This window comes from Bacillus sp. SRL543, assembly GCF_984799205.1.
Genome location: NZ_OZ481794.1, coordinates 3332921 through 3356703 on the forward strand (window position 1 = coordinate 3332921; position 23783 = coordinate 3356703).

The window sequence follows — 23783 nt, forward strand, 5'->3', positions numbered from 1 at the left end:
AAAACCTCCAATATGTATGCGTACAAAACTAGTATACCGCTCACACTCTTTAACAGCAAACAGAGAGCCTGTATGCGGGGAAGCCCGGGAAACTGGCAGCGCATGAAAAAAGGAAGGGCCGGAAGCCCCTCCAATCATTATATTTACAGCGGGATATTCCCATGCTTTTTGGCCGGCCGCGACTCCTTTTTGTTCCGGAGCATCTCAAGTGACTGAATAATTTTCACCCTCGTTTCCCGGGGATCAATGACATCATCCACCATGCCGCGGCTGGCAGCCACATAAGGATTGGCGAACTTTTCGCGGTATTCTTCGATTTTCTGCTCCCGGACAGCCTCAGGATTGCTGCTGCCCTGTATTTCGCGCGCAAAAATGATATTGGCTGCCCCTTGAGGGCCCATGACCGCAATTTCAGCATTTGGCCAGGCAAACACAAGGTCAGCGCCGATGGATTTGCTGTTGAGGGCAACATAGGCGCCGCCGTATGCTTTACGGAGGATAACGGTCAGCTTCGGAACAGTCGCCTCCGAATAGGCATAAAGGATCTTGGCCCCATGCCTGATGATCCCTCCATGCTCCTGCTTGATGCCCGGGAAGAAACCGGTTACATCTTCAAAGGTGATGAGCGGAATATTGAAGGAATCGCAGAAGCGGATAAATCTTGAAGCCTTATCGGAAGAATCAATATCAAGCCCGCCTGCCATTACCTTGGGCTGATTGCAGACAAGACCGACTGATTCGCCTTTAATCCTCGCCAGCCCGACAACGATATTCCTGGCAAAATCCTGCTGGACCTCCATGAACGAGCCTTCATCCACAATCTGTTCCACTACTTTCCGGACATCATAAGGCCTCAGGCTGTCAAATGGGATGCAGTCAGTCAGATCAGGCCGGTAATCGTCCTCTCCATCCGCTGAAAGCCGCGGCGGCTTTTCCTCGCTGTTCTGGGGAAGATAGCTGAGAAGCCTTCTTACCTGCTGAAGGACTTCCTCTTCTGACCCGCCCATGAAGTGGGCATTGCCGCTTATTGAATTATGTACCTCTGCACCGCCAAGGTCTTCTGAAGAAATCTTTTCGCCTGTGACGGTCTCAATCACTTTCGGGCCGGTAATGAACATTTGGCTCGTTTTTTCGACCATAAAAACAAAGTCTGTTATGGCTGGCGAATAAACGGCCCCGCCTGCACACGGGCCCATAATGACAGAGAGCTGCGGAATCACGCCGGAATAAATGCTGTTGCGGTAGAAAATGTGGCCATAGCCGTCAAGCGACACAACCCCTTCCTGGATCCTTGCCCCTCCTGAATCGTTCAGCCCGATGAAGGGAGCGCCGTTTTTGGCAGCCAGATCCATGACATTTGCGATTTTCTTTGCGTGCATCTCGCCAAGCGCACCGCCAAAGACGGTGAAGTCCTGGGAGAATAAATAGACAGGCCGGCCGTTTACCTTTCCGTAACCGGTAACAACCCCGTCTCCCGGCCCCTTTGCCCTGTCAAGGCCGAAGTCAGTCGATCTGTGCTCAATAAAGGGATTAAGCTCCACAAAAGTGCCTTCATCCAGCAGGAGGCCGATCCGCTCCCTGGCTGTAAGCTTCCCTTTCTCATGCTGCTTCTCTATCCGCTCGTCGCCCCCGCCCAGTTCCACCTCCCGGCGCCGGTCGTACAGCTCATTGATTTTTTCATAGATGTCCGTCATGCTTCTTCCAGTCCTTTCTTCTCGCAGAATTCATAAAGTACGCTCCCGGATGACTTTGGATGGATAAATGCCACCTTCGCACCGCCCGCGCCTTTCTTTGCTTCATCATTAATCATTCTGATGCCTTTTTCTTTTATCTCTGCTATCCTTTCATTGATAGAGTCCACACCCAGTGCAATATGATGGATACCTTCGCCCCGCTTCTCAATGAATTGCGCTATAGGGCTTCCTTCACCAAGAGGCTCGAGAAGCTCAAGCTTTGCGTTTCCCGCATGAAGGAATGCCACCCTTACCTGCTCAGATTCGACATCCTCCACGCCAAGCAGCTCGAGGCCGAGCACGTCTGTATAAAACGGAAGGGCACTGTCAAGCGAAAGGACAGCGATTCCGATATGATCCACTTTATTAATCATTTATGTACCCCCCGCTTGCATAATACTCTTAATATTCGATAAAAATGTCGAAAATCCTTCAAATATTGAGCGGTTGTTCATTTTGAATTTTCTTAGTAGAATAGAGAAGTAGATTAGAATGTCAGAAGGAGGGGATCCTGCTTGTCTAATAAAAATTTCCGCAAGATCATCGTTTATTTAATGATTTTCGCCATGCTCGCATCCACCCTTGCCGTTGGGGCAGCCATGTTTTTATAGAACGTAAAAAAGGATCGCCTTATGGCGGTCCTTTCAAATTATAGATAGATTGAAATTTGAGCTTTACCATGATTTCTTTTGGTAATGAGAATTCCGTTCCAGGCACTTCGCTTTCCCCGGGGCCGGCGCTTGGTCTCCTCTTCGCTGGCGCTCAATTTTAAGTATTTTACTGCTTATATGGCCATATTGTATTCAGCTCGCTGATAGCTCCGTATTCTTTTCCGAGCTCTTCAAAGCTCTGGCCGGTTGATACGACCAAGATCTTAGTGCCGATCGGAATGAGTTCGAACAGGGATTCGATGGCTTCATTCTGCATGCGGACACAGCCGGAGGATACATATTTGCCGATGGATCCTGGCTCATTTGTGCCGTGTATCCCGTAAATGCGCCCGTCCGTCTCCTCAGCGTCAAAGCCGATCCATCTGGTTCCGAGCGGATTGTCGGGGGAACCGCCAGGTATGTTTTTTCTTCTGTAATAGGGCTCCTTCGCCTTGACCGTTACTGTAAAAAGCCCCTCGGGCGTCAAATCCGCCGTCTTCCCAGTGGCAGCGCTTATGACTGTCTGGACCCTGTTTTCATCTACAAGCGCAAGCTCATTCGTTTGTTTATTAATGATGACGAAAGGATCCCCTGGAAGCGGATTGGGGCCAATCGGCCAGATGGGAGAAAGAGAAAAGGAAAGCGCAAGGACTGAAAGCATTTTAAGCATCCATTTCACCAGCCTGTATTCATTTTTGAATAGCTTCTGCCGGCAGGCACTGTATTATGCGCTTTTCACTTTTTTCAATCCTTTGAACGAGCTTTTAATGACCAGATATTGTTCCATTTCTTTGACAAAATGCAGAAGTGAGGCACGTGCTTCAAACTCTTCCCTGGTTTTCGGGAGATCGCTCTCTTCAAAAGAAAGCTTCATCCTCAGCAGCTTTTCCAGATACACAATCGCTGTATTGCCGGGATGGATATTATCTGAAAGCTCCTGGATGAAATCAGCGACGATCTCTCCCTGCTCCACAGTAAGGCTGATTGATGTAACGGTCGGCAAGACCCTTTCAATGATTTCAAATTGCTTTTCCCTCATTTTGAAATAATGATAGTAGGAATTTTCATTGCGGAGAAAATGATTCTCAACATCCCTGAAAGCCAGGGTCTTTGCTTCCGAAATCAGCCGCTCTGTATCTGTGATCTCCCTGCCGTCCCAGTCACTTTCATTCGTGCGAAGGTAGTTGATGATTTCATCAAAGATCTTCTTAAAATTGTCCTCAATTTGAAGCTGATATTCTTCCAGCTTCCTGTCCAGGCTCGGCATATATAAATTCGCCAGCAGAGCCACTCCGATCCCGACCGTAATGATTCCAAGTTCATTCAACAGCAGGCCCCCGGTAACCTGGCCGGCAGAATAAATATGCAAGGTGATGACACTGCTGGATACCACACCTTCACTTGCCTTCAGCAGCACAGCCGTAGGGATGAAGAATAACAGCAGCAGACCGATGACAGCCGGATGGTAAGCGATGCCTTCAAAAAATACGGTTGAAAATACCATGGCGAGCAGACACGCCAGGAATCTGGCCCAGGAAGCTGTAAGCGACCTTTTTTTAGTTACCTGGATGCATAAGATTGTCAAAATCCCTGCAGATACAAAATTATTGAGCCCAAGCATTTGTGCAATGATAATGGAAACCGCCGTCCCGGCAGCTGTTTTAATTGTTCGGTAACCTATCCTGAATTTCATATCATGCACTCCTATACATGTGCAGCCATTCATCGGATATTATCAACCCTTGAAAAGCCTTATACAGTCTTATGCAGACCCGACCCCAGAATGCAGCGGGGAAAATCGGGCCAATTGAAAAAGAAGATGATCCTGGACCATCTTCTTCCTAATTATACGATTTAAAGCACTTTTTGCAAGAAATCCCTTGCCCTTAGACTCTTCGGGCTGGAGAAAAATTCCTCCGGCGGCGAGTCCTCTACCAGGACACCTCCGTCCAGAAAGAGGACACGGTCTGCCACTTCCTTGGCAAAGCCCATTTCATGGGTGACGATTACCATTGTCATGCCGCTGTGGGCAAGTGATTTCATGACGTCCAGCACTTCTTTGACCATCTCGGGATCAAGCGCAGATGTCGGTTCGTCAAACAGCATCATGTCCGGCTGCATAGCCAATGCCCTGGCAATCGCCACCCTCTGCTTTTGCCCTCCCGACAGCCTGTTCGGGTATTCATTCGCTTTCTCGGAAAGGCCGACTTTCTGCAAAAGCTCCTGGCCGATCTTTTCAGCTTCCTGCTTGGAAATTCCCTTCACCTTCATCGGAGCATATGTCAGGTTCTCAAGGGCCGTCTTATGCGGAAACAGGTGGAAATGCTGAAAAACCATCCCGACTTCCTGCCTCACTCTCATAATATCCGCTTTTTGTCCGGTAATTTCCTCTTTGCCGATGAATATCCGGCCGTCCGTCGGCTGCTCCAGCAGATTCAGACAGCGCAGGAAAGTAGATTTCCCTGAGCCTGAAGGTCCGATGACCGCTACCACTTCACCATCATGAACCGTGGTGCTGATTCCTTTCAGCACCTCCAGACTGCCGAAATTCTTATGCAGATTTTCTACCTTAATCACTTCGCCTCATCCTCCTTTCAACCGCTTTGCCGATGATTGTCAAGGTTATGACCATCAAATAATAAATCAGGCCCGCAATCAGAAGAGGCTCAAAAAAGGAATATTTCTGTGCGCCTACCTGATAGGAACGGCGCATAATATCCATAACCCCTATTGTTGTAACGATCGCTGATTCCTTCGTAAGCGTGATGAATTCATTCATCAGGGCAGGAAGGATGTTTTTTAAAGCCTGGGGGAGGATGATGTCCCACATCATTTTCTTATAAGGAATCCCAAGGGCCATTGATGCTTCCCGCTGCCCCTTGTCCACCGCCAGTATCCCGGCTCTGATCACCTCAGATATATACGCTGCGGAATTGAGTCCGAAAGACAGCACTGCAGCAGCATACGGCTCTATTTGAAAGCCGATGATCTGGGGAGACCCGTAATAGATGAGCATCAATTGAAGCACCAGCGGTGTTCCCCTGAAGATGGATGTATACGCATCCGCAAGCCAGCCCAAATACTTCAAGGAGCTTATTTTAAATAAAGCAAGTATGATTCCAAGTGCGAAACCAAGAAGACCCGCAAGAAGCACAATTTGCAGGGTGACGCCGATCCCTTTTAATATATATGGCATTGACGGGATAAATTGAGCAAAATCCAAATTCATAACCTGTATCATTCCTCTCTTTCTGAGGCCAATTCAATGGCAGCCTGCTTATGACCAGGCTGCATGTCCATTCCGGCGGATGCAAAATGTCCAGCAGGATTCCCTGCTGAACATCAGGCTCAAATTACTCTTCCCCGCCAAACCATTTCAGTACCAGTTCTTCAAGCTCGCCGCTGTCCTTCAATTCCTGCAGCGCTTTGTTGAAGTCGTCTGTCAGTTCGCTGTCCTTAGGAAGTGCGATTGCAGATCCAAGCTCCTCCTCATCGTCAATGACAAATCCATTCAAATCTTCATTTGATTCAAAATAGCCCGTCGCTACAGTATCTTCAATGATGGCAGCATCAAAGCGGCCGGTCATCAGCTCCTGAACAATCTCAGGGATACGGTTGCGGTTTTCAACTTTAATATCGATTTCTTCCGCAATATCGTTGGCTTTCCCTTCCTGGATGGAACCCAGCTGGACGCCGACCGTCTTGCCTTTCAGATCCTCAAGTTTTTCAATTCCGCTGTCCTTTTTGGTTACAATCATATGTCTTGCAGTGTAATAGATATCTGTAAAGTCAACATTCTTTTTGCGGTCTTCAGTCGGAGACATTCCAGCTAAAACAATATCGACCTGGCCGGATTTCAGAGCCTGCACCAGTCCGCTGAATTCAATGTCCTCAACCTGGACTTTATAGCCAAGCTTATCTGCCAATGCATTCGCCAAATCTACATCAAAGCCGATGATGTCATCGCCTTTAGCTGTATCGATGTATTCGAATGGCGGATAATCTGCAGAAGTTCCCATGATCAGCACTTTTTCATCGTCTGATCCGCCTGCTTCCCCTCCGCTTGAAGCCGGTTCTTCACTCGCTCCGCAGGCGGCCAGAATTCCGGCTGCCAATATACTGATCAAAAACAGTAACATACTTTTCTTCATTTTACTTTCCTCCTATAATTTTTAGAAAATTAATTATTTTCATAATTAGTAGTATTTTATAGTGTTCAATCCTGTTATTACAAGTAAAAACACTAAGTTAATAAAAATTCACTACAATGAATTTTAACACATATTAATATTTATGCAATAATATAATTAAATATAAATATATTTTTTAGGTTTTATTAATATTATTTTAATAGAGATTTATAGATTCTTTCAGCCAGAAAGCAGGTTTTTCGTCTTCTGCAGAAAAAAATCCCCTGCAGGCCGCAGGGGATTTTTCTGTATAGTATTTAAACTTCTTCACAATGTTTATCAAAAGCATCCTGGAGCTTTTGGACTACCTGCATTGGCTCGTGCCCTTCGATTTCGTGCCGCTCCACCATTGTGATGATTTCTCCGTCCTTCATAAGTGCGAAGGATGGTGAAGATGGAGGGAAACCGGTGAAGTAGGAACGCGCCTTTTCTGTGGCTTCCTTGTCCTGCCCGGCAAAAACAGTCACAAGCTGATCAGGGCGCTTATCATAGTGCAGCGAGTGAGCCGCTGCAGGACGGGCAATTCCCCCGGCACAGCCGCAGACAGAATTGACCATTACAAGCGTTGTGCCTTTCTGGGACAGCGCATCATCGACTTCCTCCGGAGTGGTAAGCTCTGTATATCCGGCTGCCACTATCTCCTGGCGGGCCTGGCGCACAACATCATTCATAAACAAGTTAAAGTCCATATTCATTTTTTATCGCCCCTCATGTAAAAGTTAAATTCATCTCTGCTCTAATAATAGCAATTTCAAGGCACCTTTTTCAATGTATATCACTCACAGACGCTGGCATCTGCAGCAGATAAGAATGGAAGCCGCCAAAAAAATCCATTAAAATTCTAAAATAGAGTTTATTAGCCATATATTGGGGAATGATAACAGTACAGCTAGATCCATACCCCTAAACTCCCTAGATATGGCCGGTGTTCCGTTGAACACCGGCCGCTTTTTTTATTTCTGCATCTCTTTAAAAAGGGTAAATAAATGCTCGACGGCAGAAGCGACCGTCCTTCCTCCCGAGATGACTTCATTTTCCATCCGCGGCAGGTCTTTTTTGACCTCAGGGTGCTGGAAGAAGCTGTACTGGAGCTGATCCATTATCATGCTGCTGATCCAGTCCTTCGTCTGTTCCCGCCTTCTCCCACTGAACACTCCGGATCGGGAGGCAGTGTCCTTAAAGCTTTCAATCTCTTCCCATATTTCCATGATGCCTTTCCCCGTCAGTGCGGAGCAGGCATGCGCCTTCGTTTCCCAGCCCTTTGTCGCCGGCTGGAGGAAATGGACAATACGCGAATATTCCTCTCTTGTCTTCAATGCCTGGGACTCGTTGGAACCGTCTGCTTTGTTGACGATGATGGCATCTGCAATCTCCATGATCCCTTTTTTCATTCCTTGAAGTTCATCACCGGCCCCTGTCAGGACGAGCAGCATAAAAAAATCGACCATTTCCCTGACAATGATTTCGCTCTGCCCGACCCCGACTGTTTCAACGATGATGACATCATAGCCTGCAGCCTCACATAGAAGCATCGTCTCCCTCGTCTTCCGGTGCACGCCGCCGAGCTTTCCCCCCGCAGCAGAGGGCCTGATAAAGGCATTCGGATTTCTAGAGAGATTCTCCATCCGTGTTTTATCGCCAAGAATGCTGCCGCCGCTTATGCTGGAGCTCGGATCGACCGCAAGCACTGCCACTGTATGCCCTTGCCCGCACAGAAGGCTTCCGAACGCTTCTATAAAGGTGCTCTTTCCTGCGCCGGGCACTCCGGTTATGCCGATCCTGATTGAATCACCGGTGTGGGGAAGGACCTCCTGCAGCAGTTCCTGGGCAACCCTGAAGTGGCGCTCTGCATTGCTTTCAACCAGCGTGATCGCTTTCGCCAGGAAGCTTCTGTTTCCTGAAAGGATCCCATTCTTCAGTTCATCCACCGACAGATCTTCCGTCTTCCTTTTGCGGAATTTGGGACCTTTCTGCACAAAAGAGGAAGGTGCTTCTGCCTCTTTGCCCTCACGAATTGAAGTGTAGAAAAGGTCAGGAGGCCCGCCATCATGCCATTCCGGCTTTTTGTCTTTCATTATTCCGCCACTTCCTCATAGCCAAGCTTTCTGTATATCTCCTGCACGACCTTTTGGGCAGCAGCAGGAATGACCGTCCCGGGCCCAAAAATGGCGGAGGCCCCGTTATCATATAAATATTGATAGTCCTGGGCTGGTATAACTCCCCCGATAATGACGAGGATATCCTCCCTGCCCAGCTTTTTAAGCTCTTCAACCAGCTGGGGAAGAAGCGTTTTATGGCCTGCTGCAAGCGAACTCATGCCAATAACGTGGACATCATTCTCAACCGCCTGGAGAGCCGTTTCAGCCGGGGTCTGAAAAAGGGGGCCGATATCCACATCAAAGCCCAGGTCTGCGAACGCTGTGGCAATTACCTTCGCTCCCCTGTCATGGCCGTCCTGTCCCATTTTTGCAATAAGGATCCTCGGGCGCCTTCCTTCATCTTCCAGGAATCCGTCCGTAAGGCTCTTCACCTCGGCAATTTCTTCTTCATTCGTAAAAGCAGAACTGTATACGCCGCTGATGGAGCGGATGACTGCTTTATGGCGCCTTGCTGATTTTTCAATCGCAAAAGAAATCTCCCCGAGGGTCGCTCTCGCCCTGGCAGCCTTCACTGCAAGATCCAGCAGGTTCCCCTCTCCGGTCTCGGCGGCTTTTGCGAGGGCTTCGAGTGCCTCGTCTGCTTTTTCCCCATCCCTCGTGCTTTTCAGCTTTTCCAGCTTTTCTAATTGTTTAAGCCTTACAGCTGTATTATCAATATCCAGTATCTCAATCGGCTCTTCTTTTTCAAGCCTGTATTTATTGACCCCGACGATTGTTTCTTTCCTGCTGTCGATCTGGGCCTGCCTCCTGGCAGCCGCTTCTTCAATCCTCATTTTCGGCAGCCCCGTTTCAATCGCTTTGGCCATCCCCCCCAGGTTCTCGATTTCTTCTATATGCTGCCATGCCTTTTGGATCAGCTCATTAGTCAATGATTCCACATAATAAGATCCTCCCCAGGGATCGATCACGTCCGTGATGCCTGTCTCTTCCTGCAGATACAGCTGGGTATTGCGCGCTATCCTTGCGGAAAAATCAGTCGGCAGTGCGATGGCTTCATCCAAAGCATTCGTATGCAGTGACTGGGTATGGCCCATTGCAGCAGCATGTGCTTCTATCAGTGTCCTTGTGACGTTATTGAATGGATCCTGCTCTGTGAGGCTCCATCCCGAGGTCTGGGAATGCGTCCGCAGCGCCATGGATTTTGGATTCTTCGGCTCGAAGGATTTCATCATTTTTGCCCAGATGTACCTTGCCGCCCGCATTTTTGCCACTTCCATAAAGTAATTCATCCCAATCGCCCAAAAGAAAGAGAGCCTCGGTGCAAAAGAATCAATATCAATTCCGGCCTTCAGCCCAGTCCTGACATATTCAAGCCCGTCTGCAAGAGTATAGGCGAGCTCAATGTCTGCAGGCGCCCCCGCCTCCTGCATATGATAGCCTGAAATACTGATAGAATTAAACTTTGGCATATATTGCGAGGTATATTCAAAGATATCGGCAATGATCTTCATCGACATGTCAGGCGGATAGATATATGTATTGCGGACCATATATTCCTTCAGGATGTCGTTTTGAATCGTGCCGGAAAGCTTTTCCTGGCTCACACCCTGCTCCTCAGCCGTGACAATAAAAAATGCCATAACAGGCAGGACAGCACCGTTCATGGTCATCGACACGGACATCTGGTCAAGGGGAATCCCGTCAAAAAGGGTCTTCATGTCTATGATTGAGTCGATGGCCACCCCTGCTTTTCCAACATCCCCTACTACGCGCGGATGGTCAGAATCATAGCCGCGGTGTGTAGCCAGGTCAAAGGCGACCGATAATCCTTTTTGCCCCATGGCCAGATTCCTGCGGTAAAACTGATTGCTTTCTTCTGCCGTGGAAAAGCCCGCATACTGGCGGACCGTCCACGGCCTGTTGACATACATGGTCGCATAAGGGCCCCTGGTATACGGCGGAAGCCCGGGCTTATCATCCAGATGGTCCAGTCCTTTAATATCCGATCCGGTATACAGCGGCTTGACCGGAATATGCTCGTTGGTCTCGAACCGCAGGCTGCCCGCATCTCCTCCAGCCAGCCTGCCAGCCTCCAGCTTCCAGGAACTTTCCGCATCCTCTTGGCTGCTTCCGAATAAATTGATGTTCTTGAAATCCGGTTTGTTAGCCATTCATCTTCACCTCTGTTTCTTCTAAAAGCTTTGTAAGGATCTTAGTGACATTGCTTTTAGCGGTTATGAAGTCAAAAATCCCAAGCTCTTTCCATTCGTCCGCCGGCGAATCTGGAAGCCCCGCCAGGTAAACAGGCGAGTTGGGATGCTTTTGTTTTATATCTTTTAGCAGCTGTTTCCCTTCCGACTCATACTGCTGATTGGTCCCGCATATGCAATAGCAGGTGTATTCGCTTTCCTGAAGTTCATCCGCATCCGGCAATCCAAGGACATCTGCGCTTTTAACAGCAGCAATCCCCCCTGCCGCGAAAAAGCCGGCAGCAAAATCGGTTCTTGCTTTATGCTCCTTCAATTCGCCCAGCGAAATCAGCCCCGCCTTCAGCCGGCTGCCCCCGCGGCCCAATTCCTGGGCCTTTCTCCTGAGATTCTCGAATGTCTCCGAAAGCCTTTCCTGGTGAATCGGCTCGATTGTCCAGCCCCGGGACGGCATCTCTTCAGGGCGGCCAGCCTGGTCTGGCAGCTTATCCTCCAGATTAGCATAGACGTTTGTGCCTATTATACTTTTCTTCCTGGTCTCGGCATCATGCTTCTTTTTCCCCAGGACCTCTCTCGCCTGTTCCTGGATCCACCCCTGCTCCAGTGCATCAGCCATGCCGCCGAAAGATTCGATTTTAAGGAAAAGGTTCCAGGCTTCCTCTGCCAGCTCATTGGTAAGGCTCTCAATATACCAGGATCCGCCTGAAGGATCTGCTACCTTCAGGAGATGCGCCTCTTCACGGAGAAGCAGCTGTATATTGCGGGCAAGCCGCTGTGAAGAGGATCTATTGACTCCTAAAGCTTCATCGAATGCGCCCACCTGCAGGTACTGGACTCCTCCGATCACCGCTGCAAATGCTTCATTCCCTGTTCGCAGCAAATTCACAAAAGGATCTGCCATCGTTTTTGTAAAATAAGATGTTTCTGCTGCAATGACCATTTTTTGCAGGTCTTTTGGGGCTCCGTAGGCAGCAGCGATTTTCCCCCAAATAATCCTTGCGGCCCGCAGCTTGGCAATTTCCATAAAGAAGTTGCCGCCGGATGCAAAGCTGAACACCAATTTTGTTAAAATATCCTCCAAGGAAAAATTACGGTCCAGAAGTCTGCTTACATGCTCTGTCGCAGCAGCCGCGGCTGCTGCCAATTCAAGGGCGGCGTGGGCTCCCCCGTTGTGGTAAGGAACTGCATCTGCAAGGATCGTCTTAAGCTGCGGCATTTCAGCAGCCGCTTTTTCTAAAGTTGCAGCCCAGTCATCATATAGTCCTTCTGTATTTTGGCCGGCAGGGAGACCATTTGATGCTGCTTCGGCAAGCGGGTCCCTCCCAATATATCCGTATATGTTCTTGCTTTCCGGAAGATCTTCCAGGACAGCAAGTGCTCTGGATTGTCCATCTTTGGCATTGATGGCAAACGGATATTCACTGTGAGCTCCATCCAGTATTTCAGGCAGGCTTTCAAGGAAGATTTCCTCTATCGGAAGGACAATCGCATTCTGCCCTTTTTCAAGTGCCTGTTTTAATTCTTGCTTCAGCTCTTCCGCAGTTTCTGCAAAAATCTTCTGAGAAATTTTCCAGTCATTCTTGCTGTAGCCAAGCGGATCGATGCCGCGGCGGAAATCCTCCTGTCCCGGATATTGCGATATGGGGCCCAAGACAGCATCTTCCGGTGAATAAAGCGGTTTCAATTTTATATTCTCGTATGTAACGCGGCCCAATGCGTCTGCAGCCTTTCCTTTTAGCGCGGACTCTGCTGCCTGTTTCCAATCTTCCAGCGTTTTTTTGGGAAATGATATCTTTTCCATCTCTTGATAACTCATATACCGCTGCTGATGATAGCAGCTTCCCTCCCCTCAGAAATCAAATATCCAATATTCAAAATTATTTTTCTAATATTATTGTAGTATACAAGAGGATAACTGGCAATGAAGGACACCAGGACATTCTCCTTTTTCGGATAAGCTAAAAAAAGCGCTGCAGTTTGATTAAACTGCAGCGGCTGTCGTTCATCTTAATAAACAGATGTAGTTTCTTTTGATGTGTTTTCCAGTATCTCTTTAACCCTCTGCAGGAACCTTCCGCAGACTAGGCCATCAAGGACACGGTGATCCAGCGACATACAAAGGTTTACCATATCCCGGACCGCAATCATGCCATTATTCATCACAACAGGGCGCTTAACAATCGATTCAACCTGCAGGATTGCAGCCTGAGGATAGTTGATGATGCCCATTGACTGGACAGAACCGAATGAGCCGGTATTGTTGACTGTGAATGTGCCGCCCTGCATTTCTGCCGAAGTCAGCTTGCCGCTCCGCACTTTGCCGGCAAGCTCTGCGATTTCACGGCCGATGCCTTTGATCGTTTTTTCATCAGCATGCTTGATTACAGGTACAAACAGCGCATCGTCCGTTGCAACTGCAATGGATATATTGATATCTTTTTTCTGGATGATCTTATCGCCAGCCCACATTGAATTGATCTGAGGATATTCCTTAAGCGCCTGGGCTACCGCTTTGACGAAGAATGCAAAGAAAGTGAGATTGAACCCTTCCTTCGTTTTGAATTCATTTTTAATGGAGTTGCGGTAGTCGACAAGGTTTGTGACATCCACTTCCATCATTGTCCACGCATGCGGCGCTTCATGCTTGCTGCGGAGCATATTTGCGGCAATTGCCTTTCTGACACCCGTTACAGGGATTTCGATATCACCAGGCATTACAGGTACGTTCGGTGCTGCAGCTTGCTGCTTTGCTGCAGGCTCGGCTTGGGCCGCAGGCTGTACAGCAGGCTCTTGCGTCCGCTGAGGGGCTGCAGGAGCTTCCTGCCTTGCCTCTGCCTGAGGGATATTCCCTGAATCAATCAGCTTCTGAAGATCCTTTCTTGTGATGCGGCCTCCAGCGCCTGTCCCGTTCACCAGGTTCAGATCGATGCCGTGCTCTTGGGAAAGCTTTAGCACTGCCGGCGAGTATCTTGCCTTTGCCGGGCTGCTTTCCTCAGGTTGGGCTTCTGAAGGAGCTGCCTTTTCTTCAGTTTTAAAATTCTCTTTTCCCGCTGCCTCGTCTGTATTCCCGCCTTCGACTTCAATCGTCAGCATCACTTCACCGACTGCGAGTGTGTCTCCCTCTCCGGCAATCAGCTCTTTTATCACACCGGAAAAAGAAGATGGTACTTCTGCATTTACTTTATCTGTCATGACCTCAGCTAAAGGGTCATATTTATTTACTGTATCGCCGACAGAAACAAGCCACTTGGAGATGGTGCCCTCTGTCACACTTTCACCAAGCTGCGGCATTTTAATTTGTTCAATAGCCAACTGGCATAACCTCCATTGCTATAGATATTTTTTTGGGAGGAGCGCTGCCCGGGCAGGCGCCCTCCGTTTTTCTTTTGTCCAGCTCCAAAGCCTAGCCCCTCGAGGTCTTAAGCCAAGCAGATCAAAAGGTTAAAGATCAAACCTTTCGCTCTGCTCGTCTTAAGCTTGTCGTGGCTGAGCAAGGCTTTTCCGCTTTTCTTCTGTCCAGCTCCGGCTCCTAGGTGCTCGAGTCATAAGCCAATCAGGCCAGAAGGTTAAAGAACAACCTTCCGTCCTGCTCGTCTTATGCTGGGCCCGCAGGACGCGGGTCATGCAGGCGTTGCCACAGGACGTGGCGTTTTTAGCCTGCGTTCCTTAATTCTGAACAGTCGCCTCCGCTTTTCTTAGTACTCAGCGAGTTCTCTCATGGCTTTTTCTACTTTGTCAGGGTTGACCATGAAGTATTTTTCCATTGTTGGTGCATAAGGCATTGCCGGGATATCAGGCCCTGCAAGGCGCTTGATTGGCGCATCCAGTTCGAACAGGCAATTTTCTGCGATGATGGCGGAAACCTCGCTCATGATGCTTCCTTCTAAATTATCTTCTGTAAGAAGCAGCACTTTCCCTGTTTTTGAGGCTGCTTCAATGATTGCTTCCTTATCAAGCGGATAGACAGTCCTCAAATCCAGGATATGTGCAGAAATGCCGTCCTTCGCAAGCCGCTCGGCAGCCTGGAGGGCAAAGTGGACACATAGGCCGTATGTGATGACTGTGATGTCTTCACCTTCTCTTTTCACATCAGCTTTGCCGATTGGCAGTACATAATCATCATCAGGAACTTCTCCCTTGATCAGGCGGTACGCACGCTTATGTTCGAAAAACAAGACAGGATCTTCATCGCGGATCGCCGCCTTCAGAAGACCTTTTACATCATACGGTGTAGAAGGCATAACAATCTTCAAACCTGGCTGGTTGGCAAATACCGCTTCAACGGACTGTGAGTGGTAAAGGGCGCCATGGACTCCCCCGCCATATGGGGCACGGATGACCATAGGGCAGTTCCAGTCATTGTTTGAACGATATCGGATCTTGGCAGCTTCTGAAATAATCTGGTTAACGGCAGGCATGATGAAATCGGCAAATTGCATTTCTGCAATCGGGCGCATTCCGTACATGGCTGCACCAATTCCGACACCTGCAATGGCAGATTCGGCAAGAGGGGTATCGATTACGCGCTCTTCTCCAAATTTTTCGTACAATCCCTGAGTGGCTTTGAATACACCGCCTTTTTTCCCAACGTCTTCCCCTAGAACAAATACTTTTGAGTCTCTTTCCATTTCTTCTCGTATTGCCATAGTTACGGCATCAATATAAGAAATTACAGCCATTTTCTTTCCCCCTTACTTCTCAGCATAGACATATTTCATCGCATGTTCCGGATCGGCATACGGTGCATTTTCTGCATATTCAGTTGCTTCATTAACCAATTTCATGACACGGTCATTGATTTCTTTTTCCAGCTCATCATTCATGAGGCCATTTTCCTTCAAATAAGCGCCAAAAGTGATGATCGGATCTTTTGTCTTTGCTTCAGCCACTTCATCCGGTGCGCGGTAGCTGCGGTCATCATCATCTGATGAATGAGGAGTCAGCCTGTACGAAACAGTTTCAACCAGTGTAGGTCCCTCGCCCCTGCGGCCGCGGTCTGCAGCTTCCTTCACTGCCTTGTAGACCTCAAGCGGATCATTTCCGTCAACAGTCACACCAGGCATTCCATAGCCGACAGCACGGTCGGAAACATTTTCGCATGCCAGCTGCTTTTCAATCGGCACGGAAATGGCATACTTATTGTTTTCGCACATGAAGATGACAGGGAGCTTATGGACTCCCGCAAAGTTTGCGCCTTCATGGAAGTCACCCTGATTGGAGGATCCTTCTCCAAAAGTAGTGAAGGTTACAAGGTCCTTACCTTCCATCTTTCCTGCAAGGGCAATCCCAACAGCGTGAGGGACCTGGGTTGTAACTGGAGATGAGCCTGTTACGATCCTGTTTTTCTTCTGGCCAAAGTGCCCTGGCATCTGGCGGCCGCCGGAGTTCGGGTCTTCAGCTTTTGCAAATCCAGACAGCATCAGCTCTGTTGCCGTCATCCCGAATGTAAGCACAACGCCCATATCGCGATAGTATGGCAGTACATAATCCTTATCCGTGTCAAGGGCAAAAGCAGCGCCTACCTGTGCCGCCTCCTGCCCCTGGCAGGAAATAACGAAGGGAATTTTGCCTGCACGGTTTAAAAGCCACATCCGCTCATCAATCCGGCGGGCAAGCAGCATGGTTTCATACATTTCCAATATCCTCTCATCGCTTAACCCTAAATCTTTATGACGATTTTCAGCCATTTGTTTGCCTCCTCAAATTCAATATGTAGCAAGAGCGCTGGGCTCTTTTTTTTGAAGTAAGTAATCTAAAAAAATCCAAGTTACAGCGGGCAAGCCGCCTCCGCTTTTCTATTGTCCAGCTCCGGGCGCTAGCCCCTCGAGTCATAAGCCACCCAAGAATTAAAGGCAAAGAACGCCTTTTATTCTTGCGCGTCTTATGCTTATCGGCTCTGGGCAAGCCGCCTCCGCTTTTCTAGCCGTGTATAGCTTTTCCGTCTACTGCTAAAGCTGCTTCTCCGATGGCTTCGGAAAGTGTCGGGTGCGGGTGGATGGTGTGGGCCACTTCCCATGGAGTGGCATCCAGTACTTTTGCCAGTCCTGCCTCGGATATCATATCTGTGACATGAGGACCGATCATATGGACTCCCAGTATGTCATCTGTTTCTTTATCAGCGACGATTTTAACGAAGCCGTCCGACTCCCCGAACACAAGGGCTTTGCCGATAGCACGGAAGGAGAATTTCCCTGTCTTTACTTCATGGCCCTTTTCCTTTGCTTCATCCTCTGTAAGACCCACACTCGCCGCTTCAGGTGAGCTGTATATGCATTTCGATATCAGGCTGTAGTCCAGCGGTGAAGGATTTTCATTCGCGATATGCTCCACTGCAGTGATTCCTTCATGAGAGGCAACATGCGCCAGCTGGAGCCCGCCGATGACATCGCCGATCGCGTAAATATGGGATTCTTTTGTCTGGAAATACTCATTGACGGAAATAAAGCCTTTTTCAAGCTGAATTTCAGTGTTTTCCAGTCCGATTCCCTCGGTATTTGCCTGGCGACCGACAGAAACGAGGAGCTTTTCAGCAGAGAATTCCTTCTGCTCTCCATTGATTTCAGCTGAGATTTTCACTTCCTCACCTTTTTGAAGCGTTTCAGGAAGTACTTTTGCATTTACGGCGAATTTGACGCCTTTTTTCTTCATCAGCCGCTGCATTTCCTTGGAGATTTCCCGATCTTCAGTCGGAATGATGCGGTCTGCATACTCGATGACTGTAACTTCTGATCCGAAATCAGAAAGCATGGAAGCCCACTCGATGCCGATAACCCCGCCGCCTACAATGATAATAGACTTTGGAATGCTGGTCATCTCGAGTGCTTCGTCAGATGTCATCACCTGTACCCCGTCAATTTCGAGCCCAGGGAGCGTCCTCGGGCGGGAACCCGTGGATACGATGACATTCTTCGGGATCAGCATTTCATTCTCGCTGCCATTGTTCATTTCAACGGAAATGGTGCCTGGCATAGGAGAAAAGATGGAAGGGCCCAGGATTCTGCCAAGACCTTCGTAAATATCGATCTTTCCTTGCTTCATCAGGTGCTGGACACCTTTATGGAGCTGGCCGATAATCTTATTCTTCCTTTCCTGCACCTTCCCGAAGTTGACCGAGACCTCTCCAGTCAAAACGCCGAACTCTTCAGAATTTCGCGCGGTGGCATAGACCTCTGCACTCCTGAGGAGCGCCTTGCTTGGAATGCATCCGTTATGAAGGCATGTGCCTCCCAGCTTCCCTTTTTCGACAACTGCGGTCTTCAGACCAAGCTGTGAAGCGCGGATGGCGGCTACATAGCCGCCTGTGCCTCCGCCGAGTATGACTAAGTCGTATTCTTGTGCCAAATCTATTCCTCCTAAACCGTTGCTTTATTTTTTTGCGTGTCAGGATAATTCTTTTCTGATTCCTCGCCGCGCAGCACCCTGAGAGCACCTTCAGCAAGTGCCTGAAGCTCGTTTTCACCCGGCTGTACGATGACATCTGCTATCCAGCTGATCCGGCTGCTTATCTCACTGATGAATTCCTTCCCATAAGCAAGTCCGCCTGTCAAAATGATGGCATCCACCCTGCCGGAAAGGACAGCGCTGGCCGATCCAATTTCCTTGGCAACCTGATAGGCCATGGCTGAATACACAAGCTTTGCTTCTGCACTGCCTTTTTCAATCATCTTTTCGACCTCGACGGCATCGTTTGTCCCCAAATACCCGACAAGGCCGCCCTGGCCAACAAGCTTTTTCATGATTTCATCGCGATAGAAGTTTCCTGAAAAACAAAGGTCCACCAAATCCCCTGCCGGGACGGTGCCTGCCCTTTCCGGACTGAATGGGCCATCTCCATGAAGCCCGTTGTTCACATCAGCGACTCTTCCCATTTTATGGACACCCACAGTGATTCCGCCGCCCATATGGGCAACGATCAGGTTCAGGTCTTCATATTTCCTGCCCAATTTTTTAGCAGCCCGTCTGGCTACAGCTTTTTGGTTAAGGGCATGGAAAATGCTCTTTCTCTCAATCGGGGCAAATCCTGAAATCCTTGCGATATCTTCAAGCTCGTCCACTACGACCGGATCTACAATATAAGAAGGAATATTAAGGCCTGAGGCTATTTCGAAGGCAATGATTCCGCCGAGATTGGAAGCGTGCTGGCCGGAATAGCCTTCCCTCAGGTCACGGAGCATCATATCATTGACTCGGTATGTGCCCCCCTCAATCGGCCGCAGGAGGCCGCCGCGTCCGCAGACAGCATCAAGCTTGGAGATATTCATGCCTTCATTGTCCAAGGCTTCGAGGATTGTCCTTTTCCTGAAAGAATATTGATCGATGATTTTTTCAAACGAATTGATTTCCCCGGAATCATGGCGGATCGTCTTTTCAAAAATGGATATATCATTATCGAATACTCCGATTTTCGTGGAAGTTGAACCTGGATTGATTACGAGAATTCGATGGTTGTGTTCCTGCAAAATTAAACCTCCATTTCAGATCGTCTCTTTCTTTTCATTATAGCCGCAAGATCCGCTGCTATATCATGAAATTCAAAGAGGCTGAATAAATTATTCAGCACTCTTGTTGTCTTGTTTAAGCAGCCAAGCGCATTATCGCCTGCTAAGGATGTGATGTCCGTTCTGAAGGAATTGGCTGCGGGAATTGCGCATTCTTTCAATTCGCTCCTCGGCCATCCGGTCAGCAGCCTTATATGTTGGAATGCCGTCCCTCTTTGCGATTTCGATGACTTTTTCAATATTGTTATAAATCGTTTCAACCTTCTTCATGGCTCTGTCGCGGTTATAGCCGTACAGCTCGTCAGCTACATTGATGACTCCTCCTGCATTGATGACATAATCCGGAGCATAGACGATGCCCATCTCGTGGATCAGATCGCCGTGGGCAGTGTCTTTCAGCTGGTTGTTTGCTGCACCCGCGATGACCTTGGCCTTCAGCTGAGGTATCGTTGAATCATTGATGACAGCTCCAAGGGCGCATGGTGCATAGATATCGCACTCTACTCCATAAATTTCATCCGGATCTACTGCCTTTGCACCGAACTCATCCACTGCACGCTGAACCGCCTCTTTGTTGATATCAGTCACAATCAGCTTTGCACCTTCTTCATGCAGATGGCGGCAAAGATTGAATGCCACATTACCGATTCCCTGCACGGCAATGACTTTGCCCTCAAGGGAATCGCTGCCAAAGGCTTCTTTTGCTGCTGCTTTCATTCCGCGGTACACACCGTACGCCGTTACTGGGGAAGGATTCCCTGACGATCCAAAAGCCGGCGAAATGCCAGTGACATAATCTGTTTCCTCATGTATCAAATCCATATCGGCTACCGTTGTACCCACATCTTCCGCAGTGATGTAACGGCCGTTCAGTCCCTGTATATAGCGGCCGAATGCACGGAACAGCTCTTCATTTTTATCCTTGCGGGGATCTCCTATGATGACCGTCTTGCCCCCGCCAAGATTCAGGCCTGCTGCTGCATTCTTGTAAGTCATCCCTCTTGCCAGGCGCAGGGCGTCCTCAATTGCCGCCTCTTCGGACTCATAAGTCCACATGCGCGTCCCTCCAAGGGCCGGCCCAAGGGTTGTGTCATGAATCGCGATGATCGCCTTCAGTCCTGATTGTTTGTCCTGACAGAATACAAGCTGCTCATAATCGTAAGTCTCCATATATTTAAACAATTCCATTTTAAGTTCCTCCCCTGTTTGTCAAAAATTAATATGATGCAGAGCATAAGGCCAAAGCTAGTGAATTCAGCTTGCTCTCTGCCGAATCGGCCCTTGAAGTCAGGACAATCGGCGCTTTGGCGCCTGCAATGACAGCCCCGACTTTTGCACCTGCGAAATACATCAGCGATTTATATAACGCATTGCCTGTCTCAATCGAGGGGACAAGCAGGATGTCTGCATTTCCCGCTACTTCGCTGGTGATTCCTTTATGCTCGGCTGCCGTTAATGAAATAGCATTATCCAATGCAAGCGGGCCGTCCACGATGCAGTTCTTGATCTGGCCCCTTTTATTCATCATAGCCAGAGCGGCAGCATCCAAGGTTGCCTGCATAGCAGGGTTGACCGTTTCAATGGCAGCTAGTGGAGCCACCTTTGGATGGTCAATGCCTATGCTTCTCGCAATCTTGACCGTATTATTAATGATTTGCTCTTTTTGCTTCAAATCCGGTGCAATATTCATGGCTGCATCTGTAATGATGATGAGCCTGTCGTAACCAGGCACTTCGAAGACAGCTGCATGGGAAAGAACACTGCCCGTCCGAAGCCCATATTCTTTATTCAAAACCGCTTTTAATATGATCGAAGTTGATAGGTTGCCTTTCATCAGCACACTGGCTTCTTTCAGGCTGACTGCCCTGACAGCCATTTCGGCGGCTGCTTCTGCTGTTCCTGCATGGACGACTTCCATCCTGCCGGCAGCAGCCTTGAGATCTCTTTCCCTGATCAGCTTTTCAATTGCTTCTCCGTCGCCGAATAATTTAAAATGAGCCAAATTGCGCTTGGCCGCTTCCGCTACTGCATCCATTACTTCATGGTCTTCTGCTGCGGCAACTGCGACGGTCTGTTTTCTTATTCCTGCTGCTTTATCTATTAGCGAGCTCAGCCTCAATTTGTTTCCAACCCCTTTAATTCAAATGCTGCGACACCAATATTCTATTATGCAAGAACCGTGCCAGCCTGCATTTACTGAAAACGCTTTATTCATCACACTAAAGAACATGAAAAATTTTTCATGGTATGAAAATTATTGCATGCTATTATTTGCAAGGTTATATTTTTCAAGCTTATAATACAAATTTCTTACAGACAACCCCAGGCTTTTGGCTGCTGCTGTTTTATTGCCCTTATGCTTTTCAAGCGTCCTTTTGATCATGGACGCTTCAAAGCTCTCAACAAGCTCGGCGAGCGAGGCGCTGGTGCCGCCGTGATCTTCCAGCAGTGAGCTGGCATCCGCCTCTCCCCCATGCCGCCCCAGGATCATCTCAGGAAGATGCCTGATTTCGATTTCGGTTTCATGATAGCCCATGAAAATGATGGCCCGGCCAAGAATATTATCCAGTTCCCTTACATTGCCCGGCCAGTCATAGGACATAAGGGCAGAAATGGTTTGTTCCGAAGCCCTATCAACATTGCGCCCATATTCCTGGTTGATCTTTTGGATAAGCCTGCTGCAGAGCTGGGGAATATCCTGTTTCCGATTTCTCAATGGGGGAATTTGGATCGGCATCCGGTTAATCCGGTAATATAAATCCTCGCGAAAAGTCCCGGCAGCAATTCCTTTTTCCAGATTGACATTGGTGGCTGCAATGACCCTTACATTTATCGGAATCGGCTTTGTGCCGCCAACACGTGTGATTTCATTCTCCTGCAGCACCCTAAGCAGCTTGGCCTGCGTATTGGCTGTCATCTCGCCGATTTCATCCAGGAAAATGCTGCCGTTGTTGGCCTCTTCAAAAAGTCCGCGCTTCCCGCCCCGCTTGGCACCGGAAAATGCACCCTCCTCATAGCCAAAAAGCTCGCTTTCCAGCAGGGATTCCGATAGGGCCGCGCAGTTGACCCTTATAAATTTATTGTATTTTCTTCCGCTTGCATTGTGGATGGCATGGGCAAACAATTCCTTCCCCGTCCCGGACTCTCCCCTGAGAAGAATGGTTGCGGGCGTTTTCGCCCCCAGCTTGGCCTGTTCAATCGCCAGTGTCATTTCTTCTGATGTGCCGATGATATCCTCAAAGGCATACTTGGCCTCAAGCGTACGGATAATTTGCCTTGCACGTGTGAGCTCCCTGTTCAGGCTTTTGATTTCAGACACATCATGGATGACCCCGACGCTTCCCTTCAGCTTCCCATCCACTATTACCGGAGCAACATTGACAACCACTTCCTTCTTGTTGGGTCCGACCCTCATTGCCGCTCCCCGCACCGCCCTTCTGGATTGAAGGACCTTCATATGTACACTTTCCCCTTCAGAGATGTCCGCCGTCGCCGGCTGTCCGATCACCTGCTCCTCTGTCAGCCCGGTAATCCTTGTATAAGCAGGATTGATCAGCAGCCCCTTGCCATTTTCGTCCACAACCGAGATTGCTTCATCGCTCGACTGGATTATAGCCTGGAGCATGGTCTGGATTTCTTTCAGGTCTGTGATTTCCTCGGCAAGACTGACTACTTCGGAAATATCCTTAAATACAGAAAACGCACCGATCAGCTCACCTTTTTCACCAATCATCGGAATTCTTGTTGTTATGATTTCCAGCCCGTTGGCAAGTACCAGCTCCTGATTCAGCTCTGTTCTTTTCGATTCCAATATTCCAGGAAGGCCGCTCCCTGGTATGACATCAAGGACATGCCTCCCGATCGCTTCCTCCCCCGGAATGCCTGTCATCCTTTCGGCGCTTCGATTAAAAAGGATAATACCGCCTTCCCTGTTGACAACGACCATCCCGTCGTCAGTGGAATTAAAAATCAGGTCATGCTTATATGTTTCATTTTTAAATTCCCCGATAAGCTCTTCTTTCTCCTCTAGCAGCTTGCTGATGAGAAAGGCTACACTGCCGGGTATAAGCACAGTATTTTTCGACCGTGCTTCCCTGAGGTCAATAAAAACCTTTTCTTCACCTGTCACTTCAATGATGATATCTGGATCTTCTTTTATGTATTCTTTCCAATCCGGACCTGTCCGAATCCCTTCCAGGCGGGCAAGCTGGATTCCCGGCGCGTTGGCATTGATATCGACAACCGCTGACACATCAAGGACCGCCGTTTCTCTCAGGAGCCGCAAAATGGCCGTTCCGCCTTTACCGGCACCGACTATCATAACTGTTTGCATGGCTGTCCCTACCTTCATACGAAGTTTTTTTCACTGATAGTCTGCAAGATCTTTCAATACTATTGTAGTTTTT

20 protein-coding genes are annotated in these 23783 nt (G+C 48.7%); 1 reads left to right on the forward strand and 19 read right to left on the reverse strand.

Going from position 1 to position 23783, the window contains the following annotated elements:
* Positions 1 to 143: 143 nt before the first annotated feature.
* Positions 144 to 1694: an acyl-CoA carboxylase subunit beta gene (locus AC4E8B_RS17105; RefSeq protein ID WP_490214534.1), complete on the reverse strand. Its 1551-nt coding sequence runs from the start codon at positions 1692 to 1694 to the stop codon at positions 144 to 146.
* Positions 1691 to 2107, reverse strand: coding sequence for a methylmalonyl-CoA epimerase (mce, locus tag AC4E8B_RS17110; RefSeq protein ID WP_490214535.1), 417 nt, complete (start codon positions 2105 to 2107; stop codon positions 1691 to 1693). Before mce ends, AC4E8B_RS17105 begins: the two co-directional genes overlap by 4 nt.
* 141 nt (positions 2108 to 2248) lie before the next feature.
* Here mce and prli42 point away from each other — a divergent pair, with 141 nt between their 5' ends.
* Positions 2249 to 2344, forward strand: a complete 96-nt coding sequence (prli42, locus tag AC4E8B_RS17115; RefSeq protein ID WP_148974517.1) for a stressosome-associated protein Prli42 — start codon at positions 2249 to 2251, stop codon at positions 2342 to 2344.
* A gap of 166 nt (positions 2345 to 2510) precedes the next feature.
* Here prli42 and AC4E8B_RS17120 read toward each other — a convergent pair whose 3' ends face one another.
* The 17 genes from AC4E8B_RS17120 to AC4E8B_RS17200 all read right to left on the reverse strand — a co-directional run bounded on the left by AC4E8B_RS17120 (position 2511) and on the right by AC4E8B_RS17200 (position 23710).
* Positions 2511 to 3053: a L,D-transpeptidase gene (locus tag AC4E8B_RS17120; RefSeq protein WP_490214536.1), complete on the reverse strand. Its 543-nt coding sequence runs from the start codon at positions 3051 to 3053 to the stop codon at positions 2511 to 2513.
* 54 nt (positions 3054 to 3107) lie between these two features.
* Positions 3108 to 4076 carry an aromatic acid exporter family protein gene (locus tag AC4E8B_RS17125; RefSeq protein ID WP_490214537.1) on the reverse strand — a complete coding sequence of 323 codons (969 nt, stop codon included), beginning with the start codon at positions 4074 to 4076 and terminating at the stop codon, positions 3108 to 3110.
* A 161-nt stretch (positions 4077 to 4237) separates the two neighbouring features.
* Complete coding sequence (locus AC4E8B_RS17130) at positions 4238 to 4960, reverse strand: amino acid ABC transporter ATP-binding protein (protein ID WP_490214538.1); 723 nt, start codon at positions 4958 to 4960, stop codon at positions 4238 to 4240.
* Positions 4953 to 5612, reverse strand: coding sequence for an amino acid ABC transporter permease (locus AC4E8B_RS17135; protein ID WP_490219755.1), 660 nt, complete (start codon positions 5610 to 5612; stop codon positions 4953 to 4955). Before AC4E8B_RS17135 ends, AC4E8B_RS17130 begins: the two co-directional genes overlap by 8 nt.
* Positions 5613 to 5736: 124 nt before the next feature.
* Positions 5737 to 6534, reverse strand: coding sequence for a transporter substrate-binding domain-containing protein (locus tag AC4E8B_RS17140; protein WP_490214539.1), 798 nt, complete (start codon positions 6532 to 6534; stop codon positions 5737 to 5739).
* A gap of 296 nt (positions 6535 to 6830) precedes the next feature.
* Positions 6831 to 7268, reverse strand: a complete 438-nt coding sequence (locus AC4E8B_RS17145) for a BrxA/BrxB family bacilliredoxin (protein WP_490214540.1) — start codon at positions 7266 to 7268, stop codon at positions 6831 to 6833.
* Positions 7269 to 7526: 258 nt separating this feature from the next.
* Positions 7527 to 8648 carry a methylmalonyl Co-A mutase-associated GTPase MeaB gene (meaB, locus tag AC4E8B_RS17150; RefSeq protein WP_490214541.1) on the reverse strand — a complete coding sequence of 374 codons (1122 nt, stop codon included), beginning with the start codon at positions 8646 to 8648 and terminating at the stop codon, positions 7527 to 7529.
* The gene (scpA, locus tag AC4E8B_RS17155) at positions 8648 to 10843 is read right to left on the reverse strand and encodes a methylmalonyl-CoA mutase (protein ID WP_490214542.1); all 2196 of its coding nucleotides are present in this window, start codon (positions 10841 to 10843) and stop codon (positions 8648 to 8650) included. The genes meaB and scpA overlap by 1 nt, the downstream gene beginning before the upstream one ends.
* On the reverse strand, positions 10836 to 12695 hold the full coding sequence (locus tag AC4E8B_RS17160) for a methylmalonyl-CoA mutase subunit beta (RefSeq protein ID WP_490214543.1): 1860 nt from the start codon (positions 12693 to 12695) through the stop codon (positions 10836 to 10838). Before AC4E8B_RS17160 ends, scpA begins: the two co-directional genes overlap by 8 nt.
* A 191-nt stretch (positions 12696 to 12886) precedes the next feature.
* Positions 12887 to 14191 carry a dihydrolipoamide acetyltransferase family protein gene (locus AC4E8B_RS17165; protein WP_490214544.1) on the reverse strand — a complete coding sequence of 435 codons (1305 nt, stop codon included), beginning with the start codon at positions 14189 to 14191 and terminating at the stop codon, positions 12887 to 12889.
* Between the two features lie 383 nt (positions 14192 to 14574).
* Entirely contained in the window at positions 14575 to 15558 is a 984-nt protein-coding gene (locus AC4E8B_RS17170) for an alpha-ketoacid dehydrogenase subunit beta (RefSeq protein ID WP_009794978.1), read from the reverse strand.
* A gap of 12 nt (positions 15559 to 15570) precedes the next feature.
* Positions 15571 to 16566 (reverse strand): thiamine pyrophosphate-dependent dehydrogenase E1 component subunit alpha, encoded by a 996-nt coding sequence (locus tag AC4E8B_RS17175; protein ID WP_490214545.1) that lies wholly within the window; start codon positions 16564 to 16566, stop codon positions 15571 to 15573.
* 232 nt (positions 16567 to 16798) lie between these two features.
* The gene (gene lpdA / locus AC4E8B_RS17180) at positions 16799 to 18220 is read right to left on the reverse strand and encodes a dihydrolipoyl dehydrogenase (RefSeq protein ID WP_490214546.1); all 1422 of its coding nucleotides are present in this window, start codon (positions 18218 to 18220) and stop codon (positions 16799 to 16801) included.
* Between the two features lie 11 nt (positions 18221 to 18231).
* Positions 18232 to 19338 (reverse strand): butyrate kinase, encoded by a 1107-nt coding sequence (gene buk / locus AC4E8B_RS17185; protein ID WP_490214547.1) that lies wholly within the window; start codon positions 19336 to 19338, stop codon positions 18232 to 18234.
* Positions 19339 to 19470: 132 nt separating this feature from the next.
* A complete protein-coding gene (gene bcd, locus AC4E8B_RS17190; protein ID WP_490214548.1) occupies positions 19471 to 20565 on the reverse strand; it encodes a branched-chain amino acid dehydrogenase in 1095 nt (364 codons plus the stop codon).
* Positions 20566 to 20593: 28 nt separating this feature from the next.
* Complete coding sequence (yqiS, locus tag AC4E8B_RS17195) at positions 20594 to 21496, reverse strand: phosphate butyryltransferase (protein WP_490214549.1); 903 nt, start codon at positions 21494 to 21496, stop codon at positions 20594 to 20596.
* 135 nt (positions 21497 to 21631) lie between these two features.
* Positions 21632 to 23710 carry a sigma 54-interacting transcriptional regulator gene (locus AC4E8B_RS17200; RefSeq protein WP_490219757.1) on the reverse strand — a complete coding sequence of 693 codons (2079 nt, stop codon included), beginning with the start codon at positions 23708 to 23710 and terminating at the stop codon, positions 21632 to 21634.
* Between the last annotated feature and the right edge of the window lie 73 nt (positions 23711 to 23783).

Bases quoted from the DNA above. Each gene is read 5' to 3' on its own strand.
- AC4E8B_RS17170 (WP_009794978.1), bottom strand. From the start codon at position 15,558: ATGGCTGTAATTTCTTATATTGATGCCGTAACTATGGCAATACGAGAA.
- bcd (WP_490214548.1), bottom strand. From the start codon at position 20,565: ATGGAATTGTTTAAATATATGGAGACTTACGATTATGAGCAGCTTGTA.
- AC4E8B_RS17135 (WP_490219755.1), bottom strand. From the start codon at position 5,612: ATGAATTTGGATTTTGCTCAATTTATCCCGTCAATGCCATATATATTA.
- meaB (WP_490214541.1), bottom strand. From the start codon at position 8,648: ATGAAAGACAAAAAGCCGGAATGGCATGATGGCGGGCCTCCTGACCTT.
- AC4E8B_RS17145 (WP_490214540.1), bottom strand. From the start codon at position 7,268: ATGAATATGGACTTTAACTTGTTTATGAATGATGTTGTGCGCCAGGCC.
- AC4E8B_RS17140 (WP_490214539.1), bottom strand. From the start codon at position 6,534: ATGAAGAAAAGTATGTTACTGTTTTTGATCAGTATATTGGCAGCCGGA.
- AC4E8B_RS17200 (WP_490219757.1), bottom strand. From the start codon at position 23,710: ATGCAAACAGTTATGATAGTCGGTGCCGGTAAAGGCGGAACGGCCATT.
- scpA (WP_490214542.1), bottom strand. From the start codon at position 10,843: ATGGCTAACAAACCGGATTTCAAGAACATCAATTTATTCGGAAGCAGC.
- AC4E8B_RS17160 (WP_490214543.1), bottom strand. From the start codon at position 12,695: ATGAGTTATCAAGAGATGGAAAAGATATCATTTCCCAAAAAAACGCTG.
- mce (WP_490214535.1), bottom strand. From the start codon at position 2,107: ATGATTAATAAAGTGGATCATATCGGAATCGCTGTCCTTTCGCTTGAC.
- AC4E8B_RS17120 (WP_490214536.1), bottom strand. From the start codon at position 3,053: ATGCTTAAAATGCTTTCAGTCCTTGCGCTTTCCTTTTCTCTTTCTCCC.
- AC4E8B_RS17175 (WP_490214545.1), bottom strand. From the start codon at position 16,566: ATGGCTGAAAATCGTCATAAAGATTTAGGGTTAAGCGATGAGAGGATA.
- AC4E8B_RS17125 (WP_490214537.1), bottom strand. From the start codon at position 4,076: ATGAAATTCAGGATAGGTTACCGAACAATTAAAACAGCTGCCGGGACG.
- AC4E8B_RS17105 (WP_490214534.1), bottom strand. From the start codon at position 1,694: ATGACGGACATCTATGAAAAAATCAATGAGCTGTACGACCGGCGCCGG.